Below are 15,462 nucleotides of genomic sequence, written 5' to 3'. Positions count from 1 at the left end.
CGCGCTCACGACAAGCCACAGCACCGTCCACACATCGGAATCACATCCTCATCGCCACTGCGCCGATGGACCCACGAGCTCGCCACGATCGCTTGAACCGGAGATTCGGAATTTTGCAGGTCCGACTACAGAGCCTGAGCGGGAACCGCCGGCAGCAGATGTGGGACGCAGCCGGCCTGGGCGCGCAGCCCGAACTGCTGTCGGACGCGCCCATCCGCGAGGCGTTCCTGCAGTTCGTTGCTGCACCGGAAGCGCACGACGTCATCCACGACTACCGGTCGTTTGGCTTCACCCTGCGTAGCCACCCGCTCAAGCTGCTGAGGCCGCGGCTGGACGGACTCAACTTCGGCCTGCGGAGCTTCAGCCAACTGGAGGGCCTCCGTGACGGCAAGCTGGTGCGGACCTGTGGCCTGGTCAAGCGGCGTCAGCAGCCCGAGACCGCATCCGGCGTGACGTTCGTTTCGCTCGAGGATGAGGACGGCGACATCCAGGTCGTCGTGTGGAGGACGCTGCGGGATGCGCAAGAGAGCGTGCTGCTGACATCGCGGCTGATGGCGGTGGAAGGCGTTCGGCAATCGAGGGACGGTGTCACGGCTCTGGTGGCGCACAAGCTGCGGGACTGGACGCGGATGCTGGGGACGCTGGCCGATTCGGCGACGAGCCGGGACTTTCGATAGGCTCCCACGAAAGCGCAGCTCAACCCGACGAGCCGCGAGCAGCTCTCACATTGACCGCGACGAATGACGGAAGCTAGCGAGCGCCGGGCAGGAGTGTCGGCCGCTTCTCGCTGTCATCGTTGGTCGCAGTGACCTTCACGTTGACTTAGCCGCGGCCGACTGTTCGCGTCGGTTGCTGTCCGCTGTTGCCTTGAATTTTGGCTTCAAGGCGCTCTTCGATTCCAATTCGGACGGTCGCTGCGCGTGCCAATGGACATCGTAATAGTCATGGTTGCATGGGGCAGCCATGTGCCGTTCCAGGCCTCCCCGCCGCCGAGATTGCTTGCGATGATGTCAACGACCTCGGGGTCTCCGCATGCAATCTTAGACACGATATCCGACTCCTCATCGCGGAGAAGGTGTTCGTCCTCATACGAGTCTGGATTCAACCTTCCCTCGTGCGGGATGTGTTGCAGCAGGAACCACGACAACGGCATTGTTGAACGCATGACTTGGCTATGAACTTGCCCTAGGTTCGCCGGCGTGTGCTTGTGGTTCGCGACAAAGATGCCCGCACCAATGCTTGTCCCGCCGGCCGCGACTTCGTCGTACAGAGCCTGGCCGTAGGCGTAGTCGTAGATGTGACCGACCACGGCCTTGTTGCGGTGATATGCAAGCTCCTTGGCAACATCGGCGTCCAGGGTGTTAGGTCGAGGGCAGTACAAGAGGTATCGGAAGGAATCCAAGTTGATGAACTTGGCCAAGTCTTCAATTCGAATCTGCTGTTTAGGCGTCTTGGATTTGAACGTCGAAATCGTCGAGTACCTTAGCGGAGAAAGCGAGTCAGGAAACAGGCGCTTCGCTTGAAGAAGCCATGAGCGCTGGCCAGACTGCGACGGCTCGTAGTAGTTCTGATACCTGACGATGAGTCCAATGTCGGCCTGGGAAACTAGGTTCTCGTACTTCTTGGGATGCTTGTGTGTTTCCAGTGAGAAGCTCACGTCGAGCGGGTCGCCGGCATTGCTCAAGGTGGCTCTGAGTTCATGCAGCGGAAAGTCGAGTCGTACATCGACGCCGACCTCCTCATCGAGCAGGTCAATAAGCAGCTCGGTAAGGTACTCCTCATCTTTTGGACGCTTGCCGACCATCGGGGAGACTACGGCGCGGTCGATGGAATCGAAATAGCGAATCAGCTGCTTGATGGCAAAGGGCGAGAGCATTTTGAGGGCGTGGGGGGTGTTCGTCTTGGATGAGGCGCAGGAAGGAGAAGCTGCCTCAGCGGCGGCGCTTCGTCTTGATACGCCGCCATGGGGCATTGCGCACAGGACTGCGTTCGGCCGGCAGCATGTCCTTCACCACGACAGGTACACGGCGAAGAGCATGCACTTGACCATGCAATCGGATGACGCAGTCCATGTAGTGTTTGCCCGCGTAGGCCGTGTGCTCATCGGTTGAAAGTTGCCGCAAGCCGTAGGACCTGTGGCCTAGGTCACTTGCTTCGTCGGCCTCGCCGCCGGCATTGCGGACAGTCCATTCAACAGATGCAAACTGCGGGACGACATGTGGATTTGTGATGACAAACTTAAGGTCGCGGTCGCGCAAAACGCCCAGCACTTCATTCTGATGAGTGGCGAGACGCTCGGTCGTTCCGCGTTTGAAGATTTGAACCTCAATCTCCGGCAGCAACATGACTGCCCGGCCAGATTCCTCGTCGACGACTTCCAGTTCTTCGGCCTCAGGCAAGGGCATCAAGAAGGAGAAGGCCTCCGACCAAATAACTGCTGCTGCGGCCTCGTCCTCAGCAACGTCAGCGCGCTCTGCAATGTCAAGCAACTGATTCAATCTCGCCGCAAAGACGTCCCAAGCCTCGGCGTTCATTCGGTTGAGGTTCTCGTCTATATCTGAAGCAGGGTTCTGCACGTGCTTGTCTTCAAGAAGCCTGGCGTGCATGTTCCTGACGACCTCAATGAGGGCATCGTCGTCATCAATGCCGATAAATCGTGTGAGCGTGCCTATCTTCTTAAAGCTCTCGGTCACCAGGACGGTCAAGAAGATGGATGTCGGGCGTGCCTGCGGTACGTCGTCGAACGATACGGCCGCCCACGCCTTGAGATAGCGAACTAGGCGACGCACTTGGTCGCGTTCGCCCGAGTCGACGGCGTTCTTGAACCACTTGTAGAACGCCTTGGGGTCGCTGTCTTCCCACGTTCCGTCGAGACACGCGAGGCGCCTTTCATCGCTGTCACGGTTGAGGTGGTATACGGGAGTGTCAATGTGGAACTGACGCACGTAGTTCGCGCGGGAGCATCGCGGCTTGGGTGGTTCCGAGACGGACTTCAAATCTTCGCAAGTACCGGCGAATAGCTTGATTTCTTCCTGCACCCATGTGCGAAGCTGCTGTGCAGTCGGGGTGACATCCTCATCGCCTTCCCATTCGAAGTAGACCCCCAGGTCGACGTCGTACGCCTCATCCGGATGAACCGGCTTGATAAGCGTTCCATACTTGTAAGAGCCTTGGAGCCAGGTCGATATGGTGTAGCCATGCTTCGCTTTGAGGCTCGAACGCAAGTGGTCCGCCAACGTGTTCCAGCTACTCTGAAGGAATTCCCGTTGAGCAGCTGTGGGTGAAACGCGTGCGATGAGAGTCTGTTCAACGTTGCCGTTGAACAGAGTGCTTGCCTGCCCCATGTCAATCTCCTCGGACCAGCTTCAGTTGGGGCTGGTGCTTGGTGAACGGTTGAAGAACGTTGCCGACAAGGTCTGACGCACACTTCGAGGCAAGCCCGATGAGAGTCTTCCGCGCGGCTTCGCTGGCAACGTCGAGTCCGAGGTCAGACGCTTGCTCGTTGGAGGGTTCGGCATCGATTCGGAGATATCGGTCGCCCAACTTGTGCTTCATCAGCTGGTCGACCAGCTGTTGCTGGGAGGAGATGATGACGTTGAAAAGGCGCTGGTCCGACATCCAGTCGAACACGCCCATTTCCGCGTCAGCGCTATAGGAAAGCGAGTACTTCTTGGTTGTAGTGCCGACGCTGAGGATGCGAACAGCGTCTGCCGGGACGTCAAAGTAGTACTCAGCCTCGTGCAGCGCCAGCAGGTCGGGAGCGTTGGCGAACAACCCCCCGTCGGCGTAACGATTGCCTCCCACCTCGGCGAGGCCAAAGAACGTCGGCGCCGCCGCGGTGGCCAAAGCTACGTCCACTGCTTTGTAATTCCTATCGCGCGTCCACTCAGCTTTGTGGCGCGTTTTGAAGACCTGAGGCTCGCCCTTCGTGACGTTCACCGCTGGGATGGCGCACGGATGCGTTGCGTCGTTCAGGGTAAGGTCCTCGGGCAAGAGCTCGAGAATTACTTCCCGAAGGTCCGAGGACTGGTACCTTGGCTTGGACCGGTGGCAGAAGATGTCGGTGCCGATGCCCAACTTTGACGTAGGTTTAGCGTGCAGCGGAAAAATCTTGGTGCCGTGAGCGACGAACGTTTCGACGACCTTGCTCATTTTTACTTCGAAGGCGACTGCCAGCGCCACTATGCCGCCTATCGAGGTTCCGTAGGTTAGGTCAAACCTACGGCCAATCGGTTCGCCGACGTGCTCCTCAATCTCCTGCAGAACTCGGGCCGTAAATAGGCCCCGATATCCGCCGCCAGTTAGCGCCAGCGCCTGGAACGGCTGTTCCGTCGTCCAACCTGTCATCTCCGCTCCCTGAAATCTTGTAGGCTCAGGATACCAACAGTTGGCGTCATAGGTCGGCTGCCTAGACCTTCCAATCCGCTCGCCCAACTCCTACTTGTAGCCAGGAAATAGGCGCGACATCTTGGCGCCCATTTGCTCGCAAATGCCTTTGACATCCTCGGCGCTGTCGGCCCGATAGACTGGCCATTCGAAGCTGTCTCTCTTAAGGTGTCGGACCTGCGGCTGACCGTACTGTGGAAACAAGAGAACGCCAACGTCTCTCGTGTTCACGAGGGTGGCTGTGAGGGTTAGGCGGGCCTGAACTGCCGCGGCGGTGTGCAAATTCTTCAGCAGTTCGCCGAACTGGGTGAACGCATTCACGATGGCCGGATGCACTCCGGCCAAGTCTGCATACACCATCAACCTCACAGCGGCGAGAAAGTGCCCGTCTTGGTGGAGCTCAGTGACCCAGTTCGGTTCGCTCCGGCTGTCGACGGAAGACACGCCATCGAAGACCTTCGATGTCCGCCCAGCCATAAATCCGGACCACCATTCGGCACCGTTGTATCCGTTGCACCCTTTTAGCAGAGCTTGGTTGACCTCGCCGGAGTCCAGGTTGGCAACTTCGGTATCGTCGGCGGCGCACTGAATTACCAGCGTCGGGGTGTCTTCGAAGCCATGGTCCTCCAAGAGGCATCGAAGCTTCTTGATGAACGGCAGACGTTCCGGCGAATGGAGGAGGGGGTCTAGGCTCGGTAACATAGCTCTTCCTTAAAAATTTTGTCTGCGGAACCCGGCTTCGCCGGCAACTTACATGGCTCGCGTCTTCATCTCCTATTGCCACGCTGACCAGGCGCTTCGCGCTCAGCTCGACATTCATATGGCCATGCTCAAGAGGCAAGCCATCGTTGAGGTCTGGACCGACCACTGTATCCGTCCCGGGGAGCCTTTCGACGTCCACATTGCCGCGGCGCTGGAGGAAGCTGACGTTATCTTGTTGCTCGTCAGCCCCGACTTTCTTCACTCGGATTATTGCGTCACCATCGAGATGAAGAGGGCGCTGGAGCGCGCCGCAGCTGGTCTGGCTCAAGCTGTTGCGGTCATCCTCAGACCATGTGACTGGAAGTCTTCAGAAATTGGGAGGCTGAAGTGTCTGCCGACCGATGGAAAGCCGGTGGTCAAGTTCGCCAGCTTGGATGACGGCTTCGATGACGTGGTCGCACAGTTGCGCACCATGCTCACCAAGCCTGCGACCGGTCGACCATTTCCCAAGCATGCGGCGATTGCCGCAGACACGGAGACCGCGCGCGCAGTAAGTCAGAGCGTTTCCTCATCAGGGGGCGCACGTCGTTCGAGCAATCTGAATCTGCCCCGAAAGTTCTCCGACATCGACCGCGCGGAGTTTGTAGCGGAGGGCCTGGCTTACATCCGCGACTACTTCGCCAACTCGCTCAAGGAGCTGGAGGCTCGCAACCCTCACGTCAAGACGCGCTTTAGCCAGGAGACTGCCTCCTTCTTCGTCGCAAGTGTTTTTAGCGACGGAAAGAAGATGGTTGGGTGTGGCGTCCGCCAAGGTGGCTTCATGGGCGGAAACGGTATCAGCTTCGTCTTGAACGACGACCCTCAGCTCTCCAACAGCAGCAACGAGTCGTTGAGCCTGACCGATGACGAGTTCAATCTTGGCTGGCGCGCCATGTTCGGAGGATTCGGCGGTCGCGAGCGTGAGGTGATGCTGACGCACGAGGGCGCAGCAAGCCATCTGTGGGATATGTTCGTGCGTCCGCTGCTGCGGCAGTGAGGTCGCGGCGCGTAGCTCAGTGCGCCATCTGCTTTGGTTCTTCTTGAAATCAGAAGAAGTCGTCTTCCCCATCGGAGGGTCTTTTTAGCCCGATTTCGCTCATCAGACTCCTCGCAAGGATTTTTCGACTTGATGGCTTCCCTTCCCCTAGAAGAAGGTAAGTCAGGGTCGTGAAGTCACTGCGTGCACGGCGCAGGCGCCTGAAGACCTCAACCGCCGAAGACCAGGGAACTAACGCATCAGATTGCGAGTTCAACTCCCTAATGCTTTCTGCGAGTTATCGACTCAACAATTCTCAACTCGCGAATGAGTGAATCGAGGATTTCTTGGCTGCGCGTTCGGGGGCGTCTCATGACGTCGGACGCTACCAAAAAATCGGAAATACGGGGATAGACCACCAGTGTTGTCGAGAGACACCAGCAGTGCGCAACAGCTCCGCATCAAATCGTTTTGCCACGGTGCGGAGAATGCGCTTGCGAACTTTCGGAAGCCAATCTGGGGGCGGGCGCTACCTTGCAAGGCGTCTCGTGAACTTGCAGCGTGGATAGTGGGAGCAGCCCATGAAGGGGCCCCATTTCCCTTTTCTCGGCACAAGGAATCCGACTCGGCAACTGGAGCACAACTCCGCGTCGCTTTCATCGCCGTCGACGTTCAGCACCTTGATGCCGTGGTCGCGGATGAGCTCGGAGACGAACGTCGATTCCTTGCGCTCGATGGTAATGAGAGTGACGGTCTTGCGTGCCCGCGTCAGGCCGACGTAGAACAGCCGACGTTCCTCTGCGAACTCGTGGCTGTCTTCGCCAGGCATCGCTAGTGCGAGTACGGGGTCATCGACGATGCGGCAGGGGAAGCCCATGGTATCGGAGCTGAGGCCCGGGATGATGATGTGGTCGGCCTCAAGTCCTTTTGCCGAATGAACGGTCATGAACTGAAGGTCCACGCCATACATTGAATAGTGCGTTGGCATGTGTGTGCGGTCGCGCTTGTAGCGGCCGAGCACGTAGACCGACTGCTTCCCTCCGGCATGGCTCTCGATGAGACGGCTGATGACTGTCTCGATTGCGGACTTGGTCTGCTGCTCGTTGGCGACCCGGACGATGCGGATGGGGTCAACAACCTGCTCCATTGGTGAGCGCACGGCCTTTCGCAGCTGGCGTGCGTTCTGCTGGATGAATTTGCCGGTGATGTCGCACAGGGACTGAGGACAGCGGAAGGTGGTTTCGAGCTTGAGCGTGACGGCCTTGCCGAAGTGCTTTTCGAATTCCGACATGACGCCAAGGTCGGCACCGGCGAAGCGGTTAATGGACTGCCAGTCATCGCCGACTGCGAATAGGTAGCGGCCGGGTTTGCTGACCAGCGCCGCGACTAGGCGCGCGCGGGCCTGGCTCGCGTCTTGGAACTCGTCGACCATGACGAGCTCGTAGGGGTTCTGCCACTGGCCACGCTCCAGGCAGTCGGCGGCCATGTTGAGCATGTCTTCGAAGTCGATAACCCGTTCCGCGCGCAGCCGTGCCTCCCAGCGGTCCCAAAGCTTTTCGAACAAACCCAAGAACATCTGGTGGCGGAACCTGAAGGTGCCGGCGACCCCGGTATCCAGGCGGCTCCGAAGTTCCTCCATGGTCAGCCGGTTGTTCTTGACGTGGGTCAGGAATGCCCGAATGGTCCGAACCAGCCGAGGGCTCTCTATAGGCTGGCGACCAGGCGCCGGCCGGTCGGGGTTGGGGTCGAGCTTGACACCGAGGGCGGTGAGCTGACTCTCCAGCTTGCTGAAGAGCTGGCCCGACCAGAGGTCGGCCATCGTCGTCTCGAGAAGGCGCGTTCCGTTCTCGGCATGAACCTGCCGCTTCCAGGCCATGCCTCCCTTGTAGCCAGCGAACTCGGCCGGCGCCTCACCCTTTGCGTTGACGGCCCAATGCTCCAGGTAGGCATCCGCATCAGGGAGGTAGAAATCGGGCACGTACTGGCGGTGCTGCGGTGGCACAAGCTAGCCGTTGACGCATGCGGTTTTGTCGGTGCAACAAATTGCTACCATCCGCCGAAAAAGGGCTCGTATCGCCCAGCGGGAGGGAAATGCCAGCGCCAGTGTTCATCAGCGACGTGGAGGAGGTGCTCGCCTTGCGCGGGCTGGATACTCCTGACTTGGCGATGCTTCAAGCAACGCACCAGAGCTACCGCGCGCTGCTTCTTCAGCCGGCTGGGCCCATCTACGCAGACACCCATCGCATTGGTCCCCTAGACTTGGCCGCAGCGGCCGCCAGAGCAGACGGCTTCCTTTCGCTGGCTGCTCAGCGCGGCGACCAGCTCGTAGTCGCGCCTGAATACTTCCTTCCCGTGGATTCGCTGGCTAGGGCAGCGCAGGGTGGACCTTTCCCCGCAGAGGGCGCCATTTGGGTGCTTGGGTGCGAAAGCCTGACCCCAGTGCAACTCGAGGATTTCAAAACTGCCTGCGCGGGTCATTGCGACGTCATCTACGAGGATGACCCGTTTCCAGCGGTGCAGGGCAACTACTTCGACCCTGTAGCGTACTGCTTTGTCGCCCGTGACAAGGAGAAGAATCTCAAGCGCGTCGTGCTCTTTCAGTTCAAGACGGCGCCGTCACGCGACGACCACGGCTTTGAAAACAAGCAGTTGCGCTGTGGCCGCGCCATCTACCGGTTCCCCAACAAAGACGGCGCCATCAAGCTCTCGACCATCATCTGTTCCGATGCGCTGGACCTTGGCGAAGACCTTCCCGCAAATAAGAAGCTGTCGGATAGAGCCATCCTCATCCACATCCAGCTGAACCCTAAGCCCAAGCACACCGACTACCGGAGGTACCGGAACGAGGTCTTCCGGCGCAGCCCGGTCGCCACCGACTGCGACATCATCTGCTTGAACTGGGCTCACAACGTTGTCCAACACGAGGCAGGCGGCCACGCTCCACATGCTTGGAAGAATGAAAGCGGTTCAGCTTGGTACGTGCCGGAGCGTCGCTGCTCGGTCAAGGATGGCGAGGTCGCCAACAACGAGGCCAAGGGCCTGTACTACACCTGGCACGAAAAGAGGCGTCACGTCCTGCACTTCCACTACGACGAGGCCATCTTCGCGCTGACGGTTCCCAAAGTTTGGCAGGACGGCCCGGCGGTCCACGACGTGCTCATCGGACCGCAACTAGATACGCGTTTCGCCTGGGAGGACGGCGCCGGCGCATGGGCTGAGAACACGAGCTGCCCGGAGACCGGGTGGGCCGCAGTCATCAACGCGAACCCGGAAGTCACCGCAGCGTTCCAAAGCCTGCAGGACATCGCGAACCGGCTGCACATCGAGCGCGCCATCTCGCTTTCCTGCGGTCCTCACAGCATGAAGGACCAGTGGCATCTCGTGAACAACCTGGACGTGTGCCGCATCCCAGAGTCTGAAGTCGTTTCCCGCGCCACCCTTCAGCTCGACCGCGACGTCGCAGCCTCCGAGGAACGAAATAGACGCATCACCCGCGTCGCGACGCTGGGGCACATCCTTCAGACGGCGACATTGCCCGCGCAAATCAAGGACCTTGCTGGTGGCGATGCGTCGATAGCGTGGTCTCCGGACTCTCCCAACACCAATGTCATCAAGGCCGGCTCGCGGCCGGCGCTGGTGGCGTACCTCGGGGACAACCCGTCGATGGATATGGTTAAGAGGGTCGGCGAGAACGCCTTCGAACTCCTGCGCAAGGAGAACAAGGCGCACAAGGACCGCGTGGCCATCTGCTATCGCACGGTCACTGGCGTCACGAAGTTTGCCGATATCAAACAGCAGACTGACATTACATACGATGGAAGCAGCATGGCGTCCATCACAGGGGGACAGTGAGATGCCTGAGATGCAAGCCGCGCGTGACGCGCTGAACCATCTTCTCGTCGGGCTTCACGATGTCGACGACTCCGTCGTGCGCGGCGAGAAGAAGCTGGGCGAGCAGACCTACGCTGTTGCCTATGTGGATTTCGCTGATGACGTGGTGGAGCGCTCGCTACACCTGCGCGACTTCCAGGAACGAATCCTGGCTGACGACTTCTTCGACACGCCGGGAGACCTGCGCTGGAACAAGTACCTCTATTTCGTCGCTGGCCCCAACTCCAAGGCAGACCCTCAATTTGCTGCCGCGAAGGCTGCAATCGAGGCTGACAAGGACTACGCGCGCAAGCGTGTCATCTCGCAGGACGACCTCGAATCCCTGCTGGGTGGGCCGAAGCTGTTCGAGGCGGCAGAGCGCGGAAGCACCTATGACGTGCTGACGGACTGGCGGCAGCGGCTGTCGGCGGCTGGGCTTGAACTGCTGCTCGACGCGCCTAGCCCTCGCACCACCGTTGTCGAGAAGATTGCCCGTCGCGAAGCAGGGGCGGCCTCGAAGGGGAAGCAGCAGGTGAAGGAGCTGAATCCTGCCGACATGCCGCTGGCGACAGCGAAGCTGCTCAGCCTGAACATCGCTACGTTCCGGCCAATTCATAACGGCAAGACATACGACTTTGGCGACGTCACGCTGCTCGTTGGCGCCAACGGCAGCGGAAAAACCTCTCTGCTCGAGGCCGTCGAGTATTTCTACTGCGGGAACAACCGCAGAAGCAAAGCCGTCGGGCCGGTGCGACTTAAAGGCAAGCTGTTGTCCTCTGCGGGAGGCAGCGCCGTCGAGCTTCCATCCACCGCGGACGGCCCCCGCATCAAATCTCGAAATCTTGCTTGGTACAACCGTAGGGAGCACAGCGTCGATGACATCGTTGAAAGGTTCGCGCTCTACAACTTCCTCGACACCGATGCTGCCTATCGCTTGTCAGGCAACCTGAAGCCAGATGACATCACCAACGAGCTGAGTCGATTGCTGGTGGGCTCGTCAGCCGCGACGACATTCGACGACTTCAAGAAGTTTCGCGACGACGTTGACAAGGCTGCGGATAAGGCGCAGCGGCGCGGCGATGGAATCCAGGCGGAATTGACCGTGATGGAACGGCGGCTCAAGGAACTGGAGGGCAAACCATCCACGGCGAAGACGCTGACAGACGCGTATCGCGCCGCACTTGCAGGCCTCGGCTGGAAAAGGCCTTCTGAAGCCGGTGCTCCAACGCCTAGGGAAGGCCAGGAGCTTCTTGCCGCGCTCGCGCACGTGCAAGCGTTGGTCTCCCTGGGGAGCGCGGCTCGAACCATCAAGGATGTCGAGAACCGCGCCGCGCAACTGGAAGCAGTCGTCGTCAACGCTAGGCCCGTCGAGTCTCAATTGGTTGGGTGCCTCGAGCAGGAGAAGCGCCTCGCCTCGAAGATGGGCGGGCACGAGGCGAATGTCAACGACCTGGACCAATGGATTGCCTATGAGGCCGTGGGCTTTCATGACGTGCGCCGGCGATATAAGTTGGCCCGCGAGGTCTCGGAGCAGCTGGCCAGGCGCCTTGGAGGATTGGTGGCTGGCGACCTGCCCCAGGTTCCGCAACAGTACGCGGGCCTCGAGCTACAAGCTGCCGTGCAGATTGCGGTTGAAGCCGCGACTTCTGCTCACGCGAGGTTCACCCGCGCTCAACAAGCCCTGGACCTTCACGGCAGGGCTGCGTCGGCCCGCGCATCTGCGGCGGCGAAGCTGAAAGACGCGGCGAAGGAGGCGCTCAAGTCGGCCGAGAACCCGAACATGTGCCCAGTCTGCCGCACCGTACATGCCAGTGGCGCATTGATGCACCTCATAGAGGAGCTCAACTCAGGGCCGGAGACCACTCAGGAGGTCAAGGCGCTGGCAGAGTCGCTGCGCCTGGCGGGAGAAGAAGCGAGCGAAGCGCGGCGGTGGGCCGGCGCCGTGGAGCTCTGCCAGAAGTTTGCAACGCAGGTGCAGTTGAAGGGGACCACGCCGAAGGATGTCCTCGAAGAACTGGTCAGACTCCGTGAACAAGCGAACCAGGCGCAGTTTGAACTCCAGCGTGTCACCAAGGAAGGACAGGACCTGGGCAGCGCAGGCTTCTCAAGCACTGAAGCTGATTTGCTGTTGAGCCGAATCGCGGCATTGTTGGACGCCGAACCTGGCAGCCTCACGGCAGAGATTGCGTTGGGTGAACGGAGGCGTCAGTCGGACGCTGTGGATGAGACGCGAAACCTCTTGGGTGAGTGCCGCAGCACCATGGGCGGGTTTGTAGAGTCCATCCGAGGCTTCGCTCGGGATGCCTTCGTGGACAGCTGGGTCACGCGCGTCGAGCCAAACGGCACTTTCGCTTCGCTTGTGGCGCTGCAAGATGAGTTCCTGCCCGCTACAACCGATGCCGCTGGCCTTCGTTCTTATCTCGCAGTCGAGGACGATGTCCCGCTCGTCGAGGTCCAAGCGCGCGTCGCGGCCGTTGCCTCCGCGTTCAAGCAAGCTGACGAGGCATCGCGCAGCGACTCGGAGAGCTCGGCAGAGCAACGCGACCTACCGAGGAAGATTCAGGACTCGAAGCTCAGCCTCGGGAAGTATCGCGACGAGGAGAAGGCGCTCCTGGAAGCGGGCAGGACCTTGGAAGACCTCATCGAGAACGCTTCCCTGGAGAACGCCACTAGGGAGGCGCTTGATGCCATTGGCGGCCAAATCAACGAGGTTTTCTCGCGCATCCATTCGCCGCAGGAGTATGAGTACGTCGGCAGCCCCACTGTTCTTCTTCGGACCGCGGAAGGTCATGAGCCCCGCACGCTCGACCAGGTCAGCACCGGACAGCGAGCCGCGTTTGCCTTGTCCATCTTCCTGGCCAGAAATCGCACGGCAGGCGCAGCGCCCCCGATGCTGCTCATCGACGACCCAATCGCGCACATCGATGACCTCAACGCGCTGTCATTCCTGGACTACCTGCGCGACCTGGCTGTGGACTCGGGTCGGCAAATCTTCTTCGCCACCGCAGACACGCGCGTGGCATCTCTGTTCTCAAAGAAGTTCAGCTTCCTGGGCGAGAGGTTTAAGACCATCAGCTTGGTTCGCGAACCGCAACCCGAGCCCGCTGCGCAAGGGTGATATTCCTTGCCGCCGGTCACACCAGGAAATCTTGAAGCTTCACGACATCGAGCACGTCGTTTTGCCGAACGCTCGAGCCCAGCCACGCCTCCGAGTCCATTGGGTAGGCGTCAGGGTTGATGCGCCGGTGGTGGTAGTTCAGGGCGCACCAAGCCATGTCACAGTAGGTGCGGATGGCGTCGCCCGGCAACGCCACCTCCACGATTACGGGCTCGCCGAGCGTCTTCAGCTTCTCTATGACCGATGAGTCGTCGGCGAGGGGCATGTGAATGGCCTCGCCGCCATAGGCCCTGAAGAACGGTTTAGTCCCATGCGAAACAGCAAGGCTGCGCGTGAGGCACGCCCACACCTTTCCCTCCCGCGATTTGACCTGGCCAGCATCGAAGTACGCCGCCCATTGCTTGCGCATGTACGACTGCTCGTTGTCGGTGAAGTGGTGCCCCAGCGAGTGCAGAAATTCGTCCTGGTGGGCTCTGAGATTGGTTGCACGTAGGCCGTGACGCTTGAAGTAGCCCGGCTCCGGCTCTCGAGTGCAGTGGTAGCCGTGGATGCGCTGGGCGCACAGGTGCTCAGACAGTGCGTCGGCTATTGCATCGAGCGGGCCGCCGCGGATGAGGCTCTCGGTGTCTCGAGTTGCGCGCATCTCGCGGTCATGCGCGTTCAAGGCCTGACGCAGGGCCTTGGGAATCGAGTGCGGGTCTTCAAGCTTGACAGGGGCGGTGAGCATCGGTGGGTAGTCTGTAGTCGAAGGGACGCAGTAGCGAACGGTGAGTACCTCGGTCCAATGTGTACGCGGCGGCTGGCTTTCGACGCATCCTCAGCGGCGTCGCCGACCAATGCCGGTGGAACTTGCGCCCGTGACTACGTGGCAGCCGCCGGATACTACGCATAGACCAACGAAAGGGAGAGGACTTGATGCTCACCAGCACATTTACCGAGGCGCTTCAGCGTTTTCTTGGCACGAGGCAAACGTACGCGCCGCTGACCTCATTTGTGACGGACTTGAGCCAGAGGTATGAGCGGGTGCTCTCGCCCATCTCGAAGTTGCCCGAGGATTCAAGCAAATGGCAAAGCATTAACTCGGAGATGCACCAGGTGATGGCGGAAGCCGGCACGGCACTGCGCGGCAATCCTTCTTCCGCGATTTTTAAGGCTGCCGAGCATCTGGAGGAAGCGGTATCGCTCGTTCCCTTGCCGGCGCCGGTCGAGAAGGTGGAGGAAAGCCTGACGGCCTTTAAGCACAGCCTCGACACCTTCCTTGAGGGGCAGAACGCCCAGGCTGGTTTCAACCTCCTACTTGCGGCGCATACCCTTGGGCGTCGATACGACGCTCTCGTGGAGATTGCCGAGAGTGTGAGCCAAGCTCTTGAGCCGGAACCCCTTGCAGAGGGGGGACGCCTAGTGATTGCCATCGACGACGACCTGAGCCTCGAAGAGATGGCGGCGTTTCTGACGTTCTTTGCGACGCTGTACCGAAGGCTTGCGGAAATTGCTGAGCTGCAAGGCGGCGACCGACAGCTGCGTGCTCGAAGAATCGAGTCCGGAAGCTGGTGGATGGACTTGGCCGGGAATCCGACGGTCATCGGGCTGTTGGGAACGCTGGTTACTGCCTTCTTTGCATGGTCCTATCGCAGGTACACCAATGAAGGCCGCTCGAAAACGCTTCCGGAAAAGATGGAGTCAGTGCAGAAGGCGCTGGGCTTGCGGGAGAAGCTGAAAGACGCTGGCTTCAAGGTCGAGCATCTCGACGCCACCATCCAAGAGCTAGAGCATGAAGTTGCCCGCGAGCTGGTGGACCTGTTTGACTCCAGACGCCGCGTGCGGGTCGACAACGCCGTCTACACGCGGATAGAGCCCGTTTGGCCTGAGCTCGGAACAGTATCCCGGACGCTGATTTCGGCTCCTCCAAAGAGCCTATTTCTTCCTTCCAGCGGCGGGAACGACGACAAGGGTTGAATGCTCTCGCCTGCCGATGCTGATGATGACCATCGTGGCCCGGCGCAGCTAGAGAGCCTCCGTGAACGAGGGGCGCCAACAGACCGAACTGAGTCAACGGCGCTTGGCACAACTTTAGTCCGCACTGGCACGCTTGCCCGGCGGCTTTTTGCTTTGGCCAGCATCATCCCGGCCGGGAAACTATGCTCGCTGAGCTATGGATAGCGAAGAACTGTTGGTTGAATCTTGCTTGGACCGGTACGACGTCGGAGACGGTTCGTCGGCTAGGTCGTACCGGTACCGAGCGCGGCAGCTGCGGCTACAGACTTCTCCCAGATGCCGAATTGGGCTTTAGCGTAAAGCCTTTAGGTTGGACTTGCGGGTAATTGGCGCTTCAGTCTGTGGGGCTAGCAGTCCCACGTCGACGTCGCTTCTC

Annotated in this window: 11 protein-coding genes; 5 read left to right on the top strand and 6 right to left on the bottom strand. The window is 60.1% G+C overall.

The features are described from left to right. Window positions 1-677: OB-fold nucleic acid binding domain-containing protein (locus ACG00Y_RS21825; protein WP_394482527.1), on the top strand; the 677-nt coding region annotated here is incomplete at its 5' end. A 203-nt stretch (window positions 678-880) separates the two neighbouring features. On the opposite strand, the gene ACG00Y_RS21820 is transcribed toward ACG00Y_RS21825, so the two are convergent. The 4 genes from ACG00Y_RS21820 to ACG00Y_RS21805 form a co-directional block, all read right to left on the bottom strand. Further along, a complete protein-coding gene (locus ACG00Y_RS21820; protein ID WP_394482525.1) occupies window positions 881-1,876 on the bottom strand; it encodes a hypothetical protein in 996 nt (331 codons plus the stop codon). A gap of 55 nt (window positions 1,877-1,931) precedes the next feature. Continuing rightward, complete coding sequence (locus ACG00Y_RS21815) at window positions 1,932-3,344, bottom strand: CBASS cGAMP synthase (protein WP_394482524.1); 1,413 nt, start codon at window positions 3,342-3,344, stop codon at window positions 1,932-1,934. A gap of 1 nt (window position 3,345) precedes the next feature. Further along, on the bottom strand, window positions 3,346-4,347 hold the full coding sequence (locus tag ACG00Y_RS21810) for a CBASS cGAMP-activated phospholipase (RefSeq protein WP_394482522.1): 1,002 nt from the start codon (window positions 4,345-4,347) through the stop codon (window positions 3,346-3,348). Between the two features lie 90 nt (window positions 4,348-4,437). After that, window positions 4,438-5,088: a hypothetical protein gene (locus ACG00Y_RS21805; protein ID WP_394482521.1), complete on the bottom strand. Its 651-nt coding sequence runs from the start codon at window positions 5,086-5,088 to the stop codon at window positions 4,438-4,440. Window positions 5,089-5,140: 52 nt separating this feature from the next. Here ACG00Y_RS21805 and ACG00Y_RS21800 point away from each other — a divergent pair, with 52 nt between their 5' ends. Next, window positions 5,141-6,124 (top strand): toll/interleukin-1 receptor domain-containing protein, encoded by a 984-nt coding sequence (locus ACG00Y_RS21800; RefSeq protein WP_394482519.1) that lies wholly within the window; start codon window positions 5,141-5,143, stop codon window positions 6,122-6,124. A 508-nt stretch (window positions 6,125-6,632) separates the two neighbouring features. On the opposite strand, the gene ACG00Y_RS21795 is transcribed toward ACG00Y_RS21800, so the two are convergent. Next, a complete protein-coding gene (locus ACG00Y_RS21795) occupies window positions 6,633-8,081 on the bottom strand; it encodes a UvrD-helicase domain-containing protein (RefSeq protein WP_394482518.1) in 1,449 nt (482 codons plus the stop codon). A 125-nt stretch (window positions 8,082-8,206) separates the two neighbouring features. Between ACG00Y_RS21795 and ACG00Y_RS21790 the strand changes: the two genes are divergently transcribed. Then, a complete protein-coding gene (locus tag ACG00Y_RS21790) occupies window positions 8,207-9,955 on the top strand; it encodes a hypothetical protein (protein WP_394482517.1) in 1,749 nt (582 codons plus the stop codon). A gap of 1 nt (window position 9,956) precedes the next feature. Next, complete coding sequence (locus ACG00Y_RS21785) at window positions 9,957-13,091, top strand: AAA family ATPase (protein WP_394482516.1); 3,135 nt, start codon at window positions 9,957-9,959, stop codon at window positions 13,089-13,091. A gap of 16 nt (window positions 13,092-13,107) precedes the next feature. On the opposite strand, the gene ACG00Y_RS21780 is transcribed toward ACG00Y_RS21785, so the two are convergent. After that, window positions 13,108-13,818: a hypothetical protein gene (locus ACG00Y_RS21780; RefSeq protein ID WP_394482515.1), complete on the bottom strand. Its 711-nt coding sequence runs from the start codon at window positions 13,816-13,818 to the stop codon at window positions 13,108-13,110. A 188-nt stretch (window positions 13,819-14,006) separates the two neighbouring features. On the opposite strand from ACG00Y_RS21780, the gene ACG00Y_RS21775 reads away from it, so the two are divergent. Next, window positions 14,007-15,047: a hypothetical protein gene (locus ACG00Y_RS21775; protein ID WP_394482514.1), complete on the top strand. Its 1,041-nt coding sequence runs from the start codon at window positions 14,007-14,009 to the stop codon at window positions 15,045-15,047. Window positions 15,048-15,462: the final 415 nt, after the last annotated feature.

It is taken from the genome of Pelomonas parva, from assembly GCF_043555835.1.
Taxonomy (GTDB): Bacteria; Pseudomonadota; Gammaproteobacteria; order Burkholderiales; family Burkholderiaceae_C; genus Pelomonas; species Pelomonas parva.
This window is presented reverse-complemented; position numbering and strand designations above follow the sequence as displayed.